Source organism: Desulfosarcina variabilis str. Montpellier, from assembly GCF_048565275.1.
In the GTDB taxonomy this organism is placed as follows: domain Bacteria; phylum Desulfobacterota; class Desulfobacteria; order Desulfobacterales; family Desulfosarcinaceae; genus Desulfosarcina; species Desulfosarcina variabilis.
Window position 1 is genome coordinate 8,953,825 of record NZ_CP159846.1, and the last position, 22,141, is coordinate 8,975,965.

Below are 22,141 nucleotides of genomic sequence, written 5' to 3' on the forward strand. Positions count from 1 at the left end.
TGGGCATGCAAAACCTGGAATGACTTTTTATAGACCATGCCAATTGCTGAGTTCTTCGTCTGTTGATACCGTTCCGGTCACGCCACCAGCATCCTGATCGGCAAGGAAGACAACACACTTGACCATTTTCTCAGGGGAGACCCAATCCTTGGTGATATTCTCATCAGGTTCCCAATAGCGCATTCCTTCAGTATCGACCGGCTCTTTGGGTTTTATGTTGTTGACGGCGATATTGTGGCAACCGACCTCGGTGGCCAATCCATAGCAAAAACGATCGACCGCGGCCTTGGCGACCGCATACGCGACACCGGTAGGCACGGTCCCCTCGTCACGCTCGTCAGCAGCCAATGATGAGATATTGACGATACTGCCGCTTTTTTGAGCAATCATGGTGGGTAGAACGGCTTTTGAGCAGAGAAAGGTTCCGTTGACATTGACTTTAAGAACGATATCCCAGCGTGAGAGCGGTGTTTCGGCCACCGGGTAGTAAAAGGCCACGCCGGCATTATTGACCATAATATCGATGCGCCCAAAGGCAGCGATGGCCTTTTCTACCATTTCCTTGACACTGGCTTCATCGGTAACATCGCATCGAACGGCCAGGGCGGTGCCGCCCGCAGCTTCGATATCTTCAACCGTTTTAGAAATTGTCCCGGGAAGTTTTTTGTCCTTGACGACTTCACTACGCGCTGCCACCACAACCCGTGCACCCGCTTGTGCCAATCCCATGGCAATTGCTTTTCCTAAACCGCGGCTCGCGCCGGTGACGATGGCGACTTTGTCTTTTAGGCTCATACACCCCTCTCTTTGTTTCTATGCCGGCTGGTCGGTTCATCCTGATGAACGGACCAACAATGATGGGGAAATTCATTTTCAGGCATATCCAATTATACCAATTTCAAGGAACCTAAGATGAGAGATCGTTCGGATGATCACCTTTCCCCTAGACACATGTTGGCGGCCCAGATCAAAACCAACTTCAATATTTCGAACGATCGATTTATTTTTTTAGCACCGCTGTCTATTGCTGTCAACGAATTTCATCTTTGAATTTGACTTTCACCTGAAACGTTCTTATGAAATTAAGTTGAAACATTAATTTATTTTTCGTTTAATTCATGTAAACCACACTGCCGCTTCCACTGATTGTAGATTTTGAATAATCTGACCCACACTTGAGATTCCCACCTGATTTTTTCAAGGTGACGATTTCTTATCCTTATCCATCCGGTACGACTGGTTAAGTGTTGGCAGTGTCAACAAAAAATACGGCCTTAATCCGTCGCACCCCTGGCAAGCAAGACCAGGAACAACAATATCGAATACGTTTCTTTCAGACCGAACCAGCAACGAAATCATAACGGATGGGGCGTCTTTTTTCTGAAGGAGTTGTTGATGAATGAAATCGAAGCATTGCGATGGCAGTTGGAAAGGTACCGTGCACTGCTCAACCAAACCGTCGATCGCCTGTACAATGCCCTGGAAGAACTCCAGCGAACCACCCTGCTGCTTCTAAACCAGGCAGACCTGTACGCCGCTTCAGACCAGGAAATTGACCGGTGGCTTCAAAAAGAAGGATTTGCCATTGATGCGGATGGCTTTTTCCAAAGCATGCCCTTGCTGTCTGATTTCAGGCAGGGGATCTTACCACAGGATGCCATCAGCGTGTCATGGGGAAAACACCTTAAAACCAATCCGACCGTGCGACGGCATATATACAGCCATCGCAACATTGGCAGCCATCTTCAGCATATCCATGATCGATTGGGGGATATCGGTTGGATCTATTACCAGGATGCCGCCAATGCGTCCTTGCAGTACCCGTTCATCGACCAGTGCACGGCGATTCCTTTTGACTTCGACTGGACCACCTATCACACCTTTGTTTCGGTCAACCCTGAGAACAACCCAAAGCGACAGATTCGCTGGACGCCGCCCACCGTTGATTATGCCGGCGAAGGAATCATTCTTTCCGTTTCCATTCCGGTGTGGCGTGGTAATACATTCACCGGACTGTGGAGTATTGATCTACCGCTACGTTACCTTTACCGGGATTTTTCCGGTACAACCGCCCTTCCCCATCAAAGCCAGTTCATTGTGGACCAGCAGGGTATGCTGATCCTGCATGAAAAACTACACGCTGAAATCGATCAGACCCAGGGGCGTCTTTATTTGCATCCTTTATCCGAACTCGGCGGTGGGTGGGCGCATTTTGATTTGCAATCAATCATCACCAAACCAGGGGGGCTCAATATGATCACCGACGCTGCGGGCATTGAATGGGTCTATTGCCACTGCCATGTTCCCGGCGTTGATTGGATTCTTTTTTCGGGACTTCCCAAGGCGACAATGGAAGCGGCCGCCGCCGGGCGGCTGCAAAAGGCCTTTCGACAGATCGCCGACGGAAATTTTGCCCATCGCATCGAAGCAGCCCCCGACAACACCCTGTCGACCCTGGTGGACGAATTCAACAAAATGAGTACCCGTCTCAGCCATGTTGAAGCGCACCGCCAAAAAATGGAAAAACAATTGCTCCAGGCCCAGAAAATGGAGGCAGTCGGCCGGCTGGCGGGCGGGTTGGCGCACGATTACAACAACATGATCAGCGTCATCATTGGGTATACGGAAATGGCCCTTGAAAAAATCGGCGGCGATGATCCGCTTTATGCTGATCTTACTGAAATCATGGACGCCGCCAAACGGTCCAAGGAACTGACGCGCCAATTGCTGGCCTTCGCCCGCCGCCAGTCCATCGCCCCGAAGGTTCTGATTATCAATGACATCGTGCAAGGCATGATCAACATGCTGCTTCCCATCATTGGAGAAGATATCGAACTCGTCTGGCTGCCCGGCAACAAAATATGGCCCATCCAAATCGACCCCTCCCAAATCGATCAGATTCTGGCCAATCTGTGTGTCAATGCCAGGGACGCCATCAGCGGTGTGGGCAAAATCATCATCGAAACCGCAAACACCGAGTTGGATGAAACCTATTGTTCCCTGCACCAGGGATTCGTTCCCGGTGAATTTGTAAAGCTTACGGTCAGCGACAACGGCGAAGGCATGGATAAAAGCATTTTGAACAAAATTTTCGAACCTTTTTTCAGCACCAAGGCCATTGGCCGGGGAACCGGCCTGGGCCTGGCCATGGTCTATGGAATTGTCAAACAAAATAAAGGCTTTATCAATGTTTACAGCGAGCCGGGGCATGGTACCACGTTCAGGATCTATCTACCGCGGATCACCGGCGTATCCACGGCAACGGTCCCCAAGCCACCATCCGCCCCGTTGAAAGGCAACAACGAAACCGTGCTGGTCGTGGAAGATGATCACGCCATTCTCAAGCTGACCCAAAGAATGATCAAAAAGCTCGGTTACCAGGTTCTTGCCGCGACGTCACCGCAGGAGGCCATCGCCCTGGCTCGGAACCATCCGGAACCGATCGACCTGCTTTTAACCGATGTGATCATGCCCGAGTCCAATGGGCGGGATCTGGCCCATCGGATATCGGGCATTTGTCCCGGAATCAAGGTGTTGTACATGTCCGGCTATACCTCCAATGTCATCGTCAATAGAGGCGTTCTGGACGAGGATGTGGTCCTCCTGCAAAAACCATTTTCCAAAAACGAGCTGGCCGCCAAGATAAAAGACGCTCTGACCGCGACAATCAAAAGCTGACGGTGCATAAAATTCGAGATGGACCTACAAATGGTACACGGCTCGCTCGGCCGCGCCAAGGGCGCCTTCAAGATAGCCCCCGTGCTGATCGGCTGTTTCTGTGCCGGCAAAATGGATGGCGCCGTCCCAAATGGCACTCTGGCCGGCCGGGGGCTGATAGACCGGGTGGGTGACCATGGGCGGCTGGTCATACTCCGTGGCCGTATAGGGGTCACGGGCCCAGTCCTGATAGAAAAGCTTAAGGGGCGCAGCAGCGGCCGGGCCGAAAAGCAAGGCCAGCTGGTCCACAATGGCCTTGCTCAGGTGTGCCTGCTGATTGCGCCGGCCGGCCGAAATACCGGCAAAACCGGTCAGACCGAAAGGGGCCGCATGATGGTTGGAACCGTCGTGAATCTCACCCATCGGACCGCACTGGCTGAAGGCCTGGCCCGACAGGCCCGCATCACGCCAAAAAGGCGTTTGGTAGAGGGCATAGAATTTGGCCTGTCCGGCCATCCACGTGCCTGTTTTCAGCATGGCCTGGGCCAGACGGTCTGACAAATCAGGTGTGAAAAGAATCGTGGCAGCCGTGAGACGCGGTGGCATGGCGATAATGACCTGTTGGGCGACAAACCGAGCCCAGGGCGCTTTTTCCAGTTCCCCCACCGTCACCTGCACGCCGTCGGTACGCCGCTTGATCTCACACACAGGACGGTTCAACAAAACGGAATCTTTGGGCAGGCGCTGACTGAGCTTGGTGACCAATGCGATCATACCGCCGGCAACCCGCCAGGAACTAGGCTCGGTAGGATATCCACGCACGGTGTGCACCTCACCGCTGATTTGCTGGAACCGCCCCAACCCCGCTTCAAACTGGCGATACCCGTCTAACGCCAAGGATTCGATCAGGCGTGCCATGCGTGGATGGATCTCCGGCCAATACCAAGACGGGCCCAGATCACAAGCATAATCTTGATAGGCGGGGCACAAAATTCGGCCACCGATGCGGTCGCGGGCTTCAAGGATGATAAACGATTTATTTTTTTCAGCTAAAAGGCTGGCGGCATAGATTCCGCTCAGACCGGCACCGATGATAATGGTGTCGATACGTCTGGTGGTTGCAAGGCCCATTGGATAACCCTCTTTTTTGAACATTATCTCGGATAAAGAGAGTTTCATAGCACCGGCAGTCGCCCAGAAACAAGAAAAAATCGCACCATCAACCACGTACGGGGTGGGATAAAAAAATTCAAGCTGTGCCATTAGCATTTAGCTGGTCAATGGAAAATTCGTATTCAAATTACACCACTTCTGACTAAAAATCAAAAGGGTTAGAGATTGTGCCATGGCGCTTGGCAGTTGAAAGGCTGGCCCGAACCTGATATCCCAAGGCCCATGGATGCATCTTTTTCCACTATTCCCTGGGACACAAAAACGTTATGGCGGGAGGCCAATGCCAGCCTGAACCAAAGTGTCTGTCATCACCGCCATCGGCTGTGCGACTCTTTACGCTCGGCAGACCGCCTGTGCGTCCATTTGCTGTCCGTCTTCCCGATCATGGATGACTTGTGCCAACACACCTGCCTGGATTGCGCGGACATTTGCTGCCGGCACGCCTGGGTATGGGCGGATTTCAAGGATCTGCTGTTTTTGCATCTGGCCGGTATCCCGGCGCCCGACCAGCAGCTTGTCGGCCGACGGGGCGATCACTGTCGCTATGCGAGCCCCCATGGGTGCCGGCTGGACCGCCTGCAGCGGCCCTTTGTCTGCACCTGGTACATCTGCCCGGCCCAGACCCGCCTGCTGAACAAGCAGCCGGCGGAGCAGGCGCGACTCTCAGCCGCCCTGGAGCAGATAAAAATCGAGCGCCGCCGGATGGAGGAGCAATTTATCCAGTCTGTTATGGCGTGATCTCTTCCTTCAGCATGCAACAGGCAATCTTATACGGCGGCGGGCCGTCGTGGGCGTCAGGCAGGTTACGCGGCTGAATGATGCGGTTCATCACGCAGCCTTCGGGGATGGTCAGGGGAAAAAGGTCGGTTTCGTTGATACGGGGGGTGTCGACCAATCGGTTGTCAACGATCTCAAAGCTGTGCAGGGGATAGTCTTCGCAAAGCGGACATCGGTAAACCCGGCCGTTGGGGAAAATAAAATAATTATCAGCGACCATTCCCGCACATTCAAATGTCTCGTCCGGCCCCAAAAACACCTTGGGAAAAATGGTGGGAATTCCGCGGCGGGCCGCCTCCTCGGCAACCCGGGGAACCACCTCCAACCAGGTTTCCCGATCCACCTGGGCCAGGGTTTCGCGGTGCTCTGCATCCTCGGTCCACTGACCTCTTACACCAATCACCTGGATGAAAAAACGGTCGACCCCCATCTGCTGTACAAGCGCCGGCATATGATGCAGGTGATCGATATTGGCCCGGCTTACCGTATAGATCAGACTGATTGCAAATCCACGCGCCTTGGCCGCTGCAATCCCTTTTGTGCAGGCATCAAAACAGCCCGCCCCCCGTAAGGGGTCGTTTATTTCCGGGCGCGGGCCGTCTAAGCTGAAGCTGAAAAAATCCAATTCATCGGGCGTCACCCGGTCCAGGATATTGTGAAACAGATAGCCGTTGGTATCGATGGTAACCGATGCATACCCCAGGCCGCGCGCGCTTTTTACTGCCTGGGCCAAATCCGGATGCAAGGTGGGTTCACCACCCAAAAGAATCAGGTTGGAAGCCGGGTGACGATCGGCAAACAAGGCCAGCCAGTGGTTGATGGTATCAATATCCAGCGTATTTTCGCCATGCTGGTCGGGATTGATATAACAATGACGACAGCGCAGATTGCAGTGGGTCAGAAGATGGAAAAAAACATTGGCTGCCCGGCGGGTAAAGGAAACGGTCTTGCGTATCATGGCAGATTCATGAAACTATCCATATCCGCATCGAGGCTGGCCTCTTTGTCGGAGGCGTCGCCGCCCAGGCGACGGATCTCCTTTTTGGCACGGATCAACTCTTCATTGGTCAGCCGCAGGCGGTTGGACATGTATTCAGCAAAAATGCGGTACAGCAGCAACAGGAAATCAAGGCGCTGATCCTTTTGGTCGGCCGAGGAGAGGCGCTTGCCCGCCGACGTATCCACGGCCAGGCAAACGGTCTTGCCCAAGGCTACGACCGTGGCGGAGCGGCTCTGATCGTCGATAATACGCATCTCTCCGAAGATTTCGCCCTTCTTACCGATCACACCAATCTCTTCACCCTCCTTGGTGATACGGATCTTGCCGGAGAGCAGGAAGTAGAGCCAGGGATCCATATCGCCTTCCTGAATGATGGCCTCGCCATCCTCGTACTGCCGAATCTTGCTCAGGCGCAGGAGTTTTCCCAGGTTCCGCGTTTCAAAGTGCTTTAGTGCGGAAATGGACATGAGCCGCTGAATGTTTTCAATGTTTTCCTTCAGGTATTTGGACTCAATCATAGGTTCCCTCAGGCAGTGACAGTGGCAGAATCTACACGCATAAAAACATATTAATGTGCGGATCAGATAAAGGCAAGCCCGATTACCAACTACCGGACCTCCATGCAGTGTTTGGACAGGTTCTCGTCAAACTGCACCGGGTAACAGCCGTCAAAACAAGCTTTACAGAAATTTTCCGCCGGCTTGTCGATGCCGGTGGACGATAACAGTCCGTCCAGACTCAGGTAGCTCAATGAATCCAGTCCCAGGTGCCGTTCCAGTTCCTCCACACTCATCTTGGCCGCAATCAACTCCCCCTTGGTGGAAAAATCAATACCGTAATGACAGGGGAACCGGTGGGCCGGACCGCTGACCCTTAAGTGGACCCGCTTGACCCCCAGCTCGCGCAGGGCCTTGACCCGGGTCTTGGCCGTGGTGCCGCGGATAATGGAATCCTCGATAATGATAATATCCTTGCCCTTGAGCAGCTCTTTGATTGGATTGAGTTTCACCCGCACGCCGAAATCACGCATGCTTTGGGTCGGCTGAATAAACGTGCGGCCCACGTAGTGATTCCGAATCATACCCGCTTCAAAGGGAATCCCCGATTCTTCCGAGTAGCCCAGGGCCGCGTAAGTTCCCGAGTCGGGAAAAGGCATCACCAGATCCGCGTCCACGGCAGACTCGCGGGCCAGCTGGCGGCCGTGGGCTTTGCGCGTCAGGTAAACATTGTGCCCGAAAAAGGTGCTGTCCGGCCGGGCAAAATAGATGAATTCAAAAATACAGAACGAACGCTGTTTGGGCGTACGGGTATGGATGCTTTTGATGCCGTCCTTGCTGATGATGACGATCTCGCCCGGATCCAGTTCACGCACGAATTCGGCCTGCACCAGATCCAGGGCGCAGGTTTCCGACGCCAAAACCCAGCCCCCGTTGAGCTTGCCCAGGCAAAGGGGCCGAAACCCGTGGGGATCCTTGATGCCGATCATCTCTCCCCGACTGGTCAGCACCACCATGGAAAATGCCCCTTTCATACGGGCCACCGAAGCCTTGAGGGCTTCTTCGAATCCTAAGTTCAAGCTGCGCACAAACAGATGCAGAAAAACCTCGCTGTCCATCGTGGTCTGAAAAATCGAGCCGGAATCTTCCAGTTCGGCTTTGACGATGTGGGCATTGACCAGATTGCCGTTGTGGGCCACGGCATAGGCCCGATTGCGATGGCGCACCACCAGCGGCTGGGCATTGGCCACGATGGAACTGCCGGTGGTCGAATAGCGCACATGCCCGATGGCCGTGGCGCCGTCGAGCCCCTCCAAGGTGTCCATATCGAATACATCGGGGACCAATCCCATGCCTTTGTACTCGTCAATCACGCCATTTTCGGTAACGGCAATGCCGGCGCTTTCCTGCCCCCGATGCTGCAGGGCGTAAAGTCCGAAATAGCAGACCTTGGCGGCGTCCGCATGGTTAAAAACCCCGAAAAGCCCGCAGGCCTCACGGGGTTTGTCGTCACTGATCACTTCCCGAGGAATTGTTGCAGATGTTTTCATGTTCTGTTTGCCTTGAACGATTAACCGTTGAGAGATGGTCCCTTTACCTGTGGTAGTCCTGAATCGGCTTGACGGCAAAGGGTCTGTCCCTTAGCGCCGCCACGCCCCGGCACACCGCCAGGGCGCCGGCGGCGGTCGTGGCGTAGGGCACCTTGAATTTGAGGGCCGTCCGGCGGATCGTGTAGCCGTCACGCCGGGGTTCATCACCGGTACCGGTATTGATGATCAACTGGATGCGACCGTTTTTAATGGCATCGGCCACATGGGGCTGGCCCTGGGAAACCTTGTTGATGCGCTCGGCCGGGATGCCATTATCGGTCAGATGGGACCAGGTCCCGTCCGTGGCCATGACCGTAAATCCCATATCCACAAACTGTCTGGCCACCGGCAGCATGGCTGGCTTGTCAGCATCCCCGACGCTGATGAACACCGTCCCCGACAGCGGAAGGCGCTGTCCGGCACCGAGTTGGGCCTTGGCATAGGCCAGGCCGAAATCAGCGGCAATGCCCATCACCTCGCCGGTGGATTTCATCTCCGGTCCCAGCAGGGTGTCCACATCGGGAAAGCGGTCAAAGGGCAATACCGCTTCCTTGACCGACAGGTGGCGGGGGATCACTTCCCCGGTGAGTCCCAGCTCGGCCAGGGTGTTGCCCAGCATGATCTTGGTGGCCATCTTGGCCAGGGGCACACCGGTGGCCTTGCTGACAAAGGGGATGGTGCGGGACGCCCGCGGATTGACTTCGATCACGTAAAGCTGGTCATCCTTGATGGCGTACTGGACATTCATCAGCCCGATCACTTTAAGCTCGGCGGCCATGGCCTTGGTGGCGTTGGCAATCTGGTCGAGCATCTCAGGCTTGATGCTGTAGGGCGGCAGGACACAGGCCGAGTCCCCGCTGTGTACGCCGGCCGCCTCGATATGCTCCATGATGCCGCCGATAATCGTGGTCTGCCCATCGCAGATGGCATCCACATCCACCTCCACCGCGGCTTCCAGAAACTTGTCGATCAGTACCGGATGGCCCGGCGAGGCCAGGATGGCCAGCCGCGTGAAGTTTTCCATATCCTTGGGATCGTAGACGATCTTCATGGCCCGGCCGCCCAGCACAAAAGAGGGCCGCACGATCACCGGGTAGCCGATTTCATCGGCAATGGAAAGGGCCTCACTGATGGACATCGCCGTGCCGTTGGCCGGTTGGGTAAGATTCAGCTTTTTCAGCATGGCCTGGAACAGCTCACGGTCTTCGGCGCGGTCGATGCTTTCCGGCTGGGTACCCAATATGGGCACGCCTTCCTGAAACAGCGGGGTGGAAAGATTGAGCGGGGTCTGGCCGCCGAACTGGACGATCACACCATCGGGCTTTTCCTTCTCCACGATGTGCAACACGTCCTCACGGGTCAGCGGCTCGAAGTAGAGCTTGTCCGATGTATCATAGTCGGTACTGACCGTTTCCGGGTTGCTGTTGACCATGATGCTCTCGATACCCATCTCGCGTAAGGCAAAAGAGGCATGCACGCAGCAGTAATCGAACTCGATGCCCTGCCCGATGCGGTTGGGACCGCCGCCTAATATCATCACCTTCTTGCGGTCCGACACCCGGGCTTCGCATTCACTCTCATAGGTGGAATAATAGTAGGGCGTGGCGGCACGGAATTCGGCCGCACAGGTATCCACCAATTTGTAAACCGGCCGGATGCCCATGGTCTTGCGCGCCCGCTCGACCTCCTGTTCGGTGCTGCCGGTCAGATGGGCCAATTGGAAATCGGAAAATCCATATTCCTTGGCCCGTCGCAGCTGGTCGGCGGAAAGGGTGTAGACCGAACTGGTTGGAGCGCATTTGGCCGCCGCCTGGCCGGCTTGAGCCAGCTCGTTCTGCATCTGAAAAATCTGGCTCAGCTGAAATAAAAACCAGGGATCGATGGCGGTGGTCTGGTAGATCTCATCGATAGACATGCCCGCTTCCAGGGCATGGCGCAGGTAAAACAAGCGCTGGGAGTTGGGCACGGCCAGTTTCTGTTCGATTTCTTCCAGGGTCGGCGGCACGCCATCTTCTTCGATGCGGTCCTTGCCATCGGCGCCAAAGCCGAACCGACCGATCTCCAGACTGCGCAATCCTTTCTGGAAGGCCTCCTTGAAGGTTCTGCCGATGGCCATGGTTTCGCCCACCGATTTCATGGATGTGGTCAACAAGTCCTGGGTCTCGGGAAACTTTTCGAAGGTCCAGCGCGGAATCTTGACCACACAGTAGTCCAGGGTGGGCTCGAAAGAGGCCAGGGTTTCGCCGGTGATGTCGTTGGGAATTTCATCCAGGGTATATCCCACGGCCAGTTTGGCGGCGATCTTGGCGATGGGAAAACCGGTGGCCTTGGAGGCCAGGGCGCTGCTGCGCGACACCCGCGGGTTCATCTCCACCACGATCATGTCGCCGTCCGCGGGATTGATGGCGAACTGCACGTTGGAGCCGCCCGTGTCCACACCGATTTCGCGCATGATGGCCAGGGAAGCATCGCGCATGGTCTGGTATTCCCGATCGGTCAGGGTCTGGGCCGGGGCCACGGTGATGGAATCACCGGTATGCACGCCCATGGGGTCCATGTTTTCGATGGAGCAGATGATCACCACGTTGTCCCCGTGGTCACGCATCACTTCCAGCTCGTACTCTTTCCAGCCCAGCACCGACTGCTCCAGCATCACCTGGCTGGTCAGGCTGGCATCCAGCCCGGCCTTGGCAATGTTTTCCAGGTCTTCGGGGTTGTAAGCCACCCCCCCGCCGGTGCCGCCCAGGGTAAAACTGGGCCGGATAATCAGCGGGAAACCGACGGTTTCGGCGATGGCGCGCGCCTGTTCCATGGTGGTGGCGATGCCGCTTTCCGGAATCTTCAGACCGATGCGGTGCATGGCCTCACGGAAGCGATCGCGGGACTCGGCCTTTTCGATGGCATCCAGGGATGCGCCGATCAATTCCACGCCGAATTTTTCAAGCACCCCCTGACGGGCCACCTCTACGGCGGTATTCAGACCGGTCTGCCCGCCCAAGGTGGGCAGCAGGGCATCAGGGCGTTCCTTTTCGATGATTTTGGCCACGGCCTCGGGGGTTACCGGTTCGATATAGGTGCGATCTGCGGTTTCCGGGTCGGTCATGATGGTGGCCGGGTTGGAGTTGACCAGCACCACCTCGTACCCTTCTTCCTTCAGGGCCTTGCACGCCTGTGTGCCAGAATAATCAAACTCGCAGGCCTGGCCAATGATGATGGGACCGGCGCCGATAATCAGGATTTTATGAATGTCCGTACGTTTGGGCATTAGCGTTCCGAGGATAAAATGGTGAGCTTATCGTTCATATCGTCAGTGGGTTTTCATCATGGACCGGAACTGATCAAACAAATATACCGCATCATGGGGCCCCGGCGATGCCTCCGGATGATACTGGACGGCAAAGGCCGGCAGCCGGCGGTGCCTGATACCTTCCACGGTATTGTCGTTCAGATTGATGTGGGTCACATCCACGGTGTCTTTGCCTAGGCTTTCCATGTCTACGGCAAAGCCGTGATTTTGGGAGGTGATCTCCACCCGGCCGGTATCCAGATTCTTGACCGGTTGATTCGCACCGCGGTGACCGAACTTGAGCTTATAAGTCCGCCCCCCAAGAGCCAGCCCTAAAATCTGGTTGCCCAGGCAGATACCAAAAATAGGCAGCCGCCCCAACAGTTCCCGGGTGGTCTCGATACCGTAAACGACCGGTTCCGGATCACCAGGCCCGTTGGACAGAAAAAGGCCGTCGGGCGCCAGGGTCATGATCGTACTGGCGTCGGTCGCGGCCGGCACTACCAGCACTTCGAATCCCGCTTGGGTAAGACAGCGGGCGATATTGTATTTCAGGCCGAAATCAAGGGCCACCACCGACGGGCGCCGACCACGCTCGCGCCAAATCCCATGGTCCAGCTTTACGTCATCGGGCAGTATTTCAGGCTTGCCGCCGACCCACCGGTACGGCTTTGGCGTGGTCACTTCCCGGGCCAGATCCATGCCCACCATGCTGGGAACGGCATTGGCACGGCGTTTCAGGCTTTCGGGATCCAGATCATTGGTCGAAATAATGGCCCGCATGGCACCGCCATTTCGGATATGGCGGGTCAGGGCACGCGTGTCCAGTCCTTCCACGCCCAAAACCCCCTGCCCTTTCAGATAATCGGCCAGACTCTGGGTGGACCGAAAATTACTGGGAAACGGCTGGTACTCCTTGACCAGAAAGGCGGCCACCTGAATCCGGGACGATTCCACATCTTCCGGATTGACACCGTAATTCCCCATCAACGGGTAGGTCATGGTAACCATCTGGCCGCTGTAGGACGGGTCGGTGAGCACCTCCTGGTATCCGCTCATGCTGGTGTTGAAAACCACCTCACCGCTGGCTTCTCCCGGCCCGGTAAACGACCGGCAGGCAAAGGTCCGGCCGTCTTCTAACGTTAATCGTGCGTCCATAATATATCATCTTATCGCACACGGCGGCTTGGCCGCGCGCCGAAAAAGGTCTGAGGTCAATTACCACATCTGGCCGGCAAATCAACCCCTTAAAAAGTGTGGACCACAACGGTGCTTGCAGAATGGCCGTTCCTTCTATATCGGTCATTGGACATTGAGTATTCTGCGGTTATCCGTTCGCCCATGTCAACCCGTCGGCCGCAAAAACAACAATTGTAATTATGGCAAGTCGAGCGTTCCGATTACGATTACGCGCACTGCTACACTGAGCACGAGCACGACGGGCATTGGCATTTTTCGTGCTCGTGCTCGTAATCGATCATCATTTTTTGCTATCGATCGATGAAATTCCCGCTGAACACCTCCAAAATTACAATTACTGCTGTAAAAAGGGGCGGGCCGATCGGCCTGCCCCTTGGTGTCGTTTTCGGCAATGGCCCGCTTATCAACCCAAAGGCGTGTTTTCCACCAGGTCCCAGATACCGCAGGGGCAAGCACCGGCACAAAAGCCACAGCCGATACAACGCTCCGGGTCCACCACATACTCATAGTCCACACCGTCTCCGGCCTTGCGGCTGATGGCCGCCTGCGGACAGATAGCCACACAGATGCCGCAATCCCGGCAGGTCCCGCACGATGAGCACTGGGAACCGCAATGGTCCATGTCCTCGTAGTCGATAATCCGGGGATCCAGGTATTCCAGGGAAACGCGGTTGATATCGATGACCATCTTGCGGTCGGCCCCGGGCCGTTTACCGGCCAGGATCTCGGTAATGGTTTCCGCCGCCCGGCGACCGGCACCGATGGCGTCAGTCAACAGGCCGGGCCGCACCACATCACCGATGGCGTAAAGGTTGGCATTGGAGGTCTGATAATCATCGTTGACCACCACGTATCCACGCTCGGTAGCCACGTCCTCGGGCAGAAAATCCAGATCCGGCGCATCACCGATGGAGACGATGACCGTATCGGCGGGAATCACCTCCCCGCTTTCCAGTTCCACGCCTGCTTCCGTGATCTGGCGGGTAAATACCGGCCAGCGAAACTTGGCTCCGGCGGCCTCGGCATCTTCACGCTCCTTGCCGAAACTGGCCGGTTCCTGCACATCCAAAAGGGTAATATCATTGGCGCCCAGACGCGCCGCCTCGGTGGCCGCATCGCAACCCACATTACCGGCACCGATGATCACCACCCGCTGGCCTGGTTTGGCACTGCCTTGTTTGGCATCGGCCAGAAAATCATTGGCCGTGACCAGCCGTTCCTTGCCCGGGATGGGCAGGGTGCGCGGCTTCTGGGCGCCGGCGGCAACAATAACGAAATCATAGTCGGCAACCAGCTGTTCGGTTTGCCCACGGTCCAGTTTCTGCTGCAGGTGAACGTGGGGAATCACCTCCTGGGCCCGTTCCAATTCCTTTTGCACCACCTCGGCCGGGATGCGGCTATTGGGAATCACCGATGCAATTTTCCCGCCTAAGGTCGGTGCGGTGTCAAACACCACGGCTTCGTGGCCCTTGCGGCGCAGCTGCCAGGCGGTGGAAATACCGGCCGGACCACCGCCGATAACGGCAATCCGTTTGCCGGACAGGGGGGGCAGCTCCGGAATCTTGGCATCGATACTGGCCCGGCCCAACTGGCTGACATCCACCGGGGTCATGAACGCCGATCCCTTGGTGCAGGCGGTCATGCAGGGATGGGGGCACAGGTAACCGCATACCGAAGCGGGGAAAGGGGTAAAGGCCAGGGCCAGATCCACGGCTTCGTCCACACGTCCTTCACGCACCAGGCGCCAGCGCTCCTGCACAGGGATCCCCGACGGACAGGTGGCCTCACAAGGCGCTTTGAACTTGCGGTTTTCCCAGACCGGGACGAAACGGCGCATGTCGCCCTGGGTAATCAGTGGAATGGGGCTACGGTCAAGGTCGGTCAGATCGCCCACCAGGCCGCCCTTGCCCAGATGTTTGTCCCAGACATTTTGATGAAAGTCGGCCATGGAACGCCGTTTCACACCGATTTTGTCCTGGGGCGAGCGGGCGACGATCAGCTGCCACTCTTCACGGATCGACAGCTTCTCCAAAAGCTCCATCCGATCGGTGGATTTTAAAAATTCCTTCAATCCGTCGGTCAGCCACTGCCAGGTATCGTCATCGATGGGCACCATCTTGGCATCGGCGTGGCTGAAGCCCTTGTGCGGGCCGCGGAACAGCACCCGGCCGCCCACCATACCCACCATGGGATGGTAGCCCAGTACATTTTCGGGATTCTGGGGCGTGATGCCGCAAATTACGGCCACGCCGCCGGCCATGAACTCGGCGAAATAGTCCCCGGCGGAACCCAGCACCCATAACTCGGGAGGTTCGAAGCGGGGATTGTATTTGGTCATAGTCATGCCGCGGGCCCCGATATTACCGGCAATGTAGACCTTACCCTGGGCCATGCCGTTGGCTGTGCCATTGGAAGCATGACCATGAACGGTGATGATTGCGCCCGCATTGAGCCAGCCCACATCATCCGATGCCGGTCCCAAAACGTTGATGAAGGTGCCCGGATAGCCCATGGAGCCCATCCGCTGACCGGCTTGCCCTTCCACCGTGATCGTTATGGGTTCACCATCGTTTTTCCAGAGCCGTCCGCCGATTCCGTGCTGGCCGAAGGCATGAATCGTCAACTGTCGGTGCCCGGCTTCTACGGCCTTTTGAATTTGCTCTTCAAGGATCCGTGAGGGGAGGCGCTCCCCGTCACGCTTTCCTGTTATTTTAATCGGTTGTCTATTTTCCGTCATCGCATGTTCTCCGGTCAAATCAAAAGCAGGGGTTCAGCGGTTTAGGCCAAAGGCTGAAGGGCGTATTCCTCCAGCCTAAACCCCTTCAGCCTATTCACCTAATCTAAACCACATATTTGATTTTCAGCCGCTGAGCGGCATCGTAGTCACTGATCCCCAGGGCATCCGACATGCCGATGGGCAATGCCGTGGAGCGGCCCAATGGCGCCACGATCTTTTTTAATTCGGTGTCAAAGGCCAGAAACAGGTCGACCACCCGCTCGGCCACTTTTTCCACATCCAGGCGCCGATACAGGCGCGGGTCCTGGGACGTGATGCCCCGTGGGCAACGACCGATGTTACAGATGTTACAGCGATCGCTTTCCGAGCCCAGACAGCCGGCAGCCGCCTGCATGATGTATTTCCCGGTCTGCACACCGCTGGCCCCGAGCATGATCAGAGCCGCGGCATTGGCGGCCAGATTGCCGCTTTTGCCCACGCCGCCACCGGCAAAAATCGGAATTTCGTTTTGCATGCCCACTTCCACCAGGTTGAGATAACCATCGCGGATGTTCGTGGCGATGGGGTGCCCCATGTGGTTCATGGAAACGTTATAGGCCGCGCCGGTGCCGCCGTCCTCGCCGTCGATAGCAAGGCCCGCCGCATACGGATTGCGGGTGAGGTTGTTGAGCACGGCCATGGCTGTCGAAGTCGCCGAGATCTTGGGATAGACCGGCACCCGGAATCCCCAGGCCATGTACATGGACTGAATCATTTTGGCCACCGACTCCTCGATGGAGTACTGGGTCTGGTGGGTCGGCGGACTGGGCAGGCTCACTCCCGGCGGCACCCCGCGAATGGCGGCGATCAGCTTGTTGACCTTGTGCCACATGAGCAGGCCGCCGTCGCCAGGCTTGGCCCCCTGGCCGTATTTGATCTCGACGGCGCAGGGGTCTTCAACCATTTCGGGAATGGCGTGAATGATCTCGTCCCAGCCGAAATAACCGCTGGCGATCTGTAAAATCACGTATTTGATGAAGGGACTGCGCAACAGGCGCGGTGGACAGCCGCCTTCACCGGTGCACATGCGCACCGGCATGCCCAGCTCTTCGTTGAGATAGGCCACCCCCATTTGAAGCCCCTCCCACATATTGGGAGACAGGGCGCCGAAACTCATGCCGCCGATAATCAGGGGATAGATTTCCCGCACCGGTGGAATCCACCCGTTTTCACTTAAAAACTTCAGGTTCTGCTCGGGCGGCAGAATGCGCCCCAAAAGGGTGCGCAGTTCGAATTCATGGCGTCCGGCATCCAGGGCCGGATCCGTCAGCATGGAAATACGGATAAACTTGATCTGGTCCAGCAATCCGCCGGGCACGTTGCGCCGACCGCCGCGGCTGCGGGGCTGACCGCCCCGGTTGATGTGAAAGCGCAACTTGTCGGCTTCGTCGGAGCGCACGGGAATGATGGCGTCGTTGGGACAGACCAGGTTGCAGGTGGCACACCCCACGCAGGCATAGGCCGGGTCTGTTTTCTGGCGAATACCATGATAGACATCAAAACTGCTGGACGGATTGCCCTGGGGCTCCAGGGACACCTTGATCCGCCGTTTGCGAAATACACCCAGTTCAATGGCATTGACCGGACACACAGCCGTGCAACGACCGCACAGGGTACATTTATCTTTTTGCCAGAGAATCTGCCAGGGCAGATCCTTGACGCTTAGTGTAGATGGGGTAATGGCTGCATTTGGTTGCATACGGAAACCTCCTGGCGATCCGGTCCGACAATAACCGTGTCCAGATGCATGGGTTGAAAGTCTTTGCTCTTGTCTCGATCAGGGATGGCATAATCCAGGCCGCAAATTTCCGAGGAAAAGGCATAGCGACCGGGGCGGCCCCCGACCACACCGGGCCGAAGTTTCTTGCGGTCCTGGACCATGAACAGGCTGTGGTCAGGCAGACACCCGATAATGCAGTTGGGCCCATCGATGATCAGCCGGCGGCACGACTGCTTGAGCTGCTTGAGCAACGCTTTGTTGGGATGCACTTCGATGTCGGCATCCTGCAAAGGCGTGATCACGTGCTTGTAAGCCGGGATCCCAAGGCCCAGCCGGGTCTGGGTGTAGTGCAGGATATGGGTGAACACTTCCGAGTCACTCTGATAGCCGGTATAACCAGGGAAGTTTCGCGACAGCAAAAACTCCCGGATCGGCGTAAACGCCGTACATTCACCATTGGTCATGGAGGCGTAGCCCTGGATGAAAAACGGATGACAGGCATACAGATTGATGGCGTAGTTGGTATTCTGCCGTCCCTGGGCCATGATCACCCGGGCATGCAGTTCCTTACGATCCAATTTGAGATAATTGGCCACCTGAAGCGGATCACCGATCTCCTTGATCATGATCACATCCGGCCAGAATGAAAAAACGATCATGTCCCGCCGTTCTTCGCCCATGGCCCGCAGCTGCAAACGGATCTCAAGCAGTTTCTCGTTCAGTGCCTCCTGTGAATAGCCGTCCCACTCCTCAGGGTATTCATAGGCACGGATTAGATAAATATCCCGTTTGGGAATCCCCGGGGGAGGGGTTTTGGGCACCTTGATGGTAATCTTGTACTTGGTCATGAATCCGATATCCATCATAAAGGCATCCAGGCGTCTTAAGCCTTCTTCACTGAAAATACCGGACAGGATCGGCGCATCCTTGATCTCCTCAAAAGGTCCTCCCAGATCCCTTAGGAAAAGACCGACACCGGATCCATCGTGCCCTTCCCGCATGACATCCATGGCTTCCAGGGCGATCATGGGGGAGACGGGCGTCTCGCTGGTCATGGCAAACAGTCGGCACATGGTTCATTCACTCCTTTTCGCTGCCGAAGGTAAAAAAGGCCGGCATTGACCTGTCAATGCCGGACCCGTGTGTACATAGACTGGTTGTACTTGAAGAAGCAAGTTGCATACCATTATATAAAATGCGCTGAAATGCAATACCCTGTTGGCATGGCACGCTAGCGGCAACACATCTCTATAAACAAATTTATTACACTAATGCAATATTTTTTTCCATTTAAATACAATATTGTAATAAACCATCCGTTCACCCAAATCTTCCATAAACTATCGAAAAAATTCTAATCTTGGCAACTTTTTGAATATCTGATAGGCTTTTGGTTGCCAATCGGCAGAGTCCGTCGGGCAGCGTACGTCACTGTTTCCCCACCGGTGGGAAGCGCTGCCATTACAGAGCACAACGACATGTACCCCTATCTGTTTCGCTTTTCAACCACGTGAAGAAAGTGCCCGTTCCATGACCCGTTCCCTAATCGACACCCTAAACCACCAGCAAAAGGAACGCTGGGAGGCCTTTTGCAAGGCCGCGGAGGCGGCCGGTCATTCCTTTTCAACAGATTCGGAAGGGGCCAAGGACCTGTTCAACGCCTTCGGCTTCAGCGAATTCGTCTCCGCCAGTTGCATCCATCATCCGGCGATGGCCATTGATCTGATCGACAGTAACGATCTGACCACCCGTGCAACCAACGACTACATGCATCAGCACCTGGCACCGTTTCTGACCCCCCTGGCCCCCGCCGCGGTTGACCCCAATACGGCCCCGGAAGCGCTGCTGACCCCGTTGAAAGCGGCATTACGACAATTTCGCCGGCGGGAAATGGTACGCATCGCTGTGCGTGACATGGCAGGTCTTGACCAGGTGGAAGAAACCATGGCCGATATTTCCGCCCTGGCCACATGCGCGATCGACGGCGCCCTGACACTTTTGTACGATCACATGTGCGCCACCCAGGGCGTTCCCGTTGATGCGGCCGGCAAACCGCAACGGCTGGTGGTGATCGGCATGGGTAAACTCGGCGCCGGTGAGCTCAACTTTTCGTCGGATGTGGACCTGATCTTTACTTTTCCCGCCAGCGGTGAGACCCGTGGAGCCAACCGCTCGGTTGCCAACGAGGTGTTTTTCACCCGCCTGTGCCGCCATCTGATCCAGGCCATCGGCGAGGTCACCGTTGATGGGTTTGTCTTCCGGGTCGACACCCGGCTTCGGCCCTATGGTGATGGGGGGCCGCTGGTCATGAATTTCGACCACATGGAAGATTACTACCAGTCTCAGGGGCGCGAATGGGAACGCTATGCCTTGATCAAGGCGGCGGTTGTGGCTGGTGACGAAAAGGCCGGTGCAACCCTGCTCGACCAGCTCAAGCCGTTTATTTTTCGGCGCTATCTTGATTTCGGGGTGTTCGAGTCCTTGCGCGAAATGAAACAAAAGATCACCGCCGAAGTGCGTCGCAAAAAACTCCACGACAACATCAAGCTGGGCAGCGGGGGCATTCGCGAAATTGAATTTTTCGGCCAGATGTTTCAACTGATTCGCGGCGGCGTATTGCCGGCACTTCAGCAACCGGGCATCCAGGCCGTACTGAGCACCCTCGGCCAAGAGGGGGTTGTCCCCCCGGCCGTTTGCCGGGAACTGATCGAGGCCTATCGCTTCCTGCGCCAGGCCGAACACCGGCTGCAGGAAGAAAACGATCAGCAGACCCATGCCCTGCCAACGGATCCGCTGGCCCGCCTGCGCCTTTCACGCAGCATGGGGGCCGACAATTGGGAGGCCTTCATCGTCGAATTGGACGGCCATCGGCAACGGGTTCGCGGCCACTTTGCGGGACTGCTGGAAACCAAGACCCCAACCAGGAACGAAAACAAGGATAAAAATGCGCATACCACGGGTCTGGAAGACGCCTGGCGGCTTTCCGTCACCACCGAGCAGCGGGGCCAATGGCTCACCACAGCAGGCTTTTCAGATGGCCGTACGGCAGCGCTGCTATTGGAATCGTTCAAAGCCGAGCCGGCCACCCGCGCACTGAGCAGTACCGGCAGACATCGGCTGGACCGTCTGATGCCGCGCATCCTCGAGGCCGCTGCGGCCTGCGATGTGCCTGAAACCGTGCTGGACCGGGTGCTGCAAATCCTTAAAAATATTCAGCAGCGCATCAGCTACCTGTCACTGTTGCTCGAATATCCAACCGCGCTGACCCATCTGATCCGTCTGGTCGGCGCCAGCCCCTGGATCGCCGCATTTTTAAGCCGCCACCCGGTGCTTTTGGACGAGCTATTGGACCCGCGCACATTATATGCCCCGCCAGGGCCTGATGCACTTCGTAAAGGGCTTTCCCGGCGGCTTGCCAGCGTGCCCGATGACGACGCTGAATATCAGATTGAAGCCCTTTGCATTTTTCGCCAAATCAACATGCTGCGCGTGGCAGCATCAGACATCACCAATGTGCTGCCGTTGATGAAGGTCAGCGATCATTTGACCTGGATCGCCGAAACGATTCTGGAAAAAGTGGTGGACATCTCCTGGAACGACCTGGTAGCCAGGCACGGCAGGCCAACCTGCACCCTGGACGGCCACACCTGTGAGCGCGGGTTCGCCGTGATCGGTTATGGCAAGCTGGGCGGCCTTGAACTGGGCTATGGCTCTGATCTGGATCTGGTTTTTCTGCACGCCGCCGATCCGGGTGAAACGAAAGGGGGTCAGCGGCCCATTGACAACAGCCACTTCTTCGCCCGCCTAGGCCAGCGCGTGGTGCACATGCTGTCCGCCCATACCCCGGCTGGTGCTCTTTACGAAACCGACATGCGTCTTCGGCCCAACGGGAATTCCGGCCTCCTCGTCAGCCATGTCAACGGATTCAAAGCGTATCAGCTGGAAAACGCCTGGACCTGGGAGCATCAGGCCCTGATCCGGGCCCGGCCCATTACTGGTGATCCGGTTTTGCTAAGCGCCTTTTCCCGCATCAGACAACAGGTCCTGTGTTTACCCAGGGAAAAAAAGGAACTGCAGACATCGGTAAGGGAAATGCGCGAGCGTATGCGCAAGCATCGGCTGGCGGCCACACCGGATCAGTTCGACATCAAAGAAGATGTGGGCGCCATGGTGGACATCGAGTTTCTGGTTCAATACTTTATTTTGCAGCACGCTGCACATCATCCCGACATTACCCGCTGGACGGACAATGTAAGACTTTTGCAAGCCCTGTCCGAGGCCGATATCATAGATACGGTGACCGCCTACCGACTGCGGCGGGCCTATCTGATTTTCAGGGCCGTGGCCCATCGGTTGAATCTGCAGGAACGCTCCACCCTGGTCGACGTGAAACGGTTCGGTCACCTGAAAGGGTTGGTGCAAGGGCTCTGGCAATCAACACTTGTTTAAGGGCCGCTGTAAAACAG

General features: G+C 56.4%; 13 protein-coding genes. 3 read left to right on the top strand and 10 right to left on the bottom strand.

Annotation, left to right across the window (positions count from 1 at the left end):
* Nucleotides 1-27 precede the first annotated feature (27 nt).
* Nucleotides 28-795, bottom strand: coding sequence for an SDR family NAD(P)-dependent oxidoreductase (locus Dvar_RS40225; protein ID WP_419659090.1), 768 nt, complete (start codon nt 793-795; stop codon nt 28-30).
* Nucleotides 796-1,395: 600 nt separating this feature from the next.
* On the opposite strand from Dvar_RS40225, the gene Dvar_RS40230 reads away from it, so the two are divergent.
* Nucleotides 1,396-3,678: an ATP-binding protein gene (locus tag Dvar_RS40230; RefSeq protein ID WP_419659091.1), complete on the top strand. Its 2,283-nt coding sequence runs from the start codon at nt 1,396-1,398 to the stop codon at nt 3,676-3,678.
* A gap of 24 nt (nt 3,679-3,702) precedes the next feature.
* Here the strand turns inward: Dvar_RS40230 and Dvar_RS40235 are convergent, their stop codons facing one another.
* Nucleotides 3,703-4,788, bottom strand: coding sequence for a flavin monoamine oxidase family protein (locus Dvar_RS40235; protein WP_419659092.1), 1,086 nt, complete (start codon nt 4,786-4,788; stop codon nt 3,703-3,705).
* Between the two features lie 228 nt (nt 4,789-5,016).
* On the opposite strand from Dvar_RS40235, the gene Dvar_RS40240 reads away from it, so the two are divergent.
* Nucleotides 5,017-5,568 carry a hypothetical protein gene (locus tag Dvar_RS40240; RefSeq protein ID WP_419659093.1) on the top strand — a complete coding sequence of 184 codons (552 nt, stop codon included), beginning with the start codon at nt 5,017-5,019 and terminating at the stop codon, nt 5,566-5,568.
* Here the strand turns inward: Dvar_RS40240 and Dvar_RS40245 are convergent.
* From Dvar_RS40245 to Dvar_RS40280, 8 genes are all read right to left on the bottom strand, one after another.
* Nucleotides 5,558-6,565 (bottom strand): radical SAM protein, encoded by a 1,008-nt coding sequence (locus Dvar_RS40245; RefSeq protein ID WP_419659094.1) that lies wholly within the window; start codon nt 6,563-6,565, stop codon nt 5,558-5,560. The two genes, Dvar_RS40240 and Dvar_RS40245, sit on opposite strands and share 11 nt — an antisense overlap.
* Entirely contained in the window at nt 6,562-7,125 is a 564-nt protein-coding gene (locus Dvar_RS40250; protein WP_419659095.1) for a cyclic nucleotide-binding domain-containing protein, read from the bottom strand. Before Dvar_RS40250 ends, Dvar_RS40245 begins: the two co-directional genes overlap by 4 nt.
* 89 nt (nt 7,126-7,214) lie before the next feature.
* Nucleotides 7,215-8,654, bottom strand: a complete 1,440-nt coding sequence (purF, locus tag Dvar_RS40255; RefSeq protein ID WP_419659096.1) for an amidophosphoribosyltransferase — start codon at nt 8,652-8,654, stop codon at nt 7,215-7,217.
* A 43-nt stretch (nt 8,655-8,697) separates the two neighbouring features.
* Nucleotides 8,698-11,958: a carbamoyl-phosphate synthase large subunit gene (gene carB / locus Dvar_RS40260; RefSeq protein WP_419659097.1), complete on the bottom strand. Its 3,261-nt coding sequence runs from the start codon at nt 11,956-11,958 to the stop codon at nt 8,698-8,700.
* Between the two features lie 42 nt (nt 11,959-12,000).
* Nucleotides 12,001-13,137 (bottom strand): glutamine-hydrolyzing carbamoyl-phosphate synthase small subunit, encoded by a 1,137-nt coding sequence (gene carA, locus Dvar_RS40265; RefSeq protein ID WP_419659098.1) that lies wholly within the window; start codon nt 13,135-13,137, stop codon nt 12,001-12,003.
* 445 nt (nt 13,138-13,582) lie between these two features.
* Nucleotides 13,583-15,916: an FAD-dependent oxidoreductase gene (locus tag Dvar_RS40270; RefSeq protein ID WP_419659099.1), complete on the bottom strand. Its 2,334-nt coding sequence runs from the start codon at nt 15,914-15,916 to the stop codon at nt 13,583-13,585.
* A gap of 103 nt (nt 15,917-16,019) precedes the next feature.
* A complete protein-coding gene (locus Dvar_RS40275) occupies nt 16,020-17,654 on the bottom strand; it encodes a glutamate synthase-related protein (RefSeq protein WP_419659100.1) in 1,635 nt (544 codons plus the stop codon).
* Nucleotides 17,618-18,748, bottom strand: a complete 1,131-nt coding sequence (locus Dvar_RS40280) for a glutamate synthase (protein ID WP_419659101.1) — start codon at nt 18,746-18,748, stop codon at nt 17,618-17,620. Before Dvar_RS40280 ends, Dvar_RS40275 begins: the two co-directional genes overlap by 37 nt.
* Before the next feature lie 457 nt (nt 18,749-19,205).
* Here Dvar_RS40280 and glnE point away from each other — a divergent pair, with 457 nt between their 5' ends.
* Nucleotides 19,206-22,124, top strand: a complete 2,919-nt coding sequence (gene glnE / locus Dvar_RS40285; protein ID WP_419659102.1) for a bifunctional [glutamate--ammonia ligase]-adenylyl-L-tyrosine phosphorylase/[glutamate--ammonia-ligase] adenylyltransferase — start codon at nt 19,206-19,208, stop codon at nt 22,122-22,124.
* Nucleotides 22,125-22,141: the final 17 nt, after the last annotated feature.

Coding starts and splice junctions, on each gene's coding strand:
- carA (WP_419659098.1), bottom strand. CDS start 13,137: ATGGACGCACGATTAACGTTAGAAGACGGCCGGACCTTTGCCTGCCGG.
- Dvar_RS40270 (WP_419659099.1), bottom strand. CDS start 15,916: ATGACGGAAAATAGACAACCGATTAAAATAACAGGAAAGCGTGACGGG.
- Dvar_RS40235 (WP_419659092.1), bottom strand. CDS start 4,788: ATGGGCCTTGCAACCACCAGACGTATCGACACCATTATCATCGGTGCC.
- Dvar_RS40280 (WP_419659101.1), bottom strand. CDS start 18,748: ATGTGCCGACTGTTTGCCATGACCAGCGAGACGCCCGTCTCCCCCATG.
- carB (WP_419659097.1), bottom strand. CDS start 11,958: ATGCCCAAACGTACGGACATTCATAAAATCCTGATTATCGGCGCCGGT.
- Dvar_RS40230 (WP_419659091.1), top strand. CDS start 1,396: ATGAATGAAATCGAAGCATTGCGATGGCAGTTGGAAAGGTACCGTGCA.
- Dvar_RS40245 (WP_419659094.1), bottom strand. CDS start 6,565: ATGATACGCAAGACCGTTTCCTTTACCCGCCGGGCAGCCAATGTTTTT.
- Dvar_RS40225 (WP_419659090.1), bottom strand. CDS start 795: ATGAGCCTAAAAGACAAAGTCGCCATCGTCACCGGCGCGAGCCGCGGT.
- Dvar_RS40275 (WP_419659100.1), bottom strand. CDS start 17,654: ATGCAACCAAATGCAGCCATTACCCCATCTACACTAAGCGTCAAGGAT.
- glnE (WP_419659102.1), top strand. CDS start 19,206: ATGACCCGTTCCCTAATCGACACCCTAAACCACCAGCAAAAGGAACGC.
- purF (WP_419659096.1), bottom strand. CDS start 8,654: ATGAAAACATCTGCAACAATTCCTCGGGAAGTGATCAGTGACGACAAA.
- Dvar_RS40250 (WP_419659095.1), bottom strand. CDS start 7,125: ATGATTGAGTCCAAATACCTGAAGGAAAACATTGAAAACATTCAGCGG.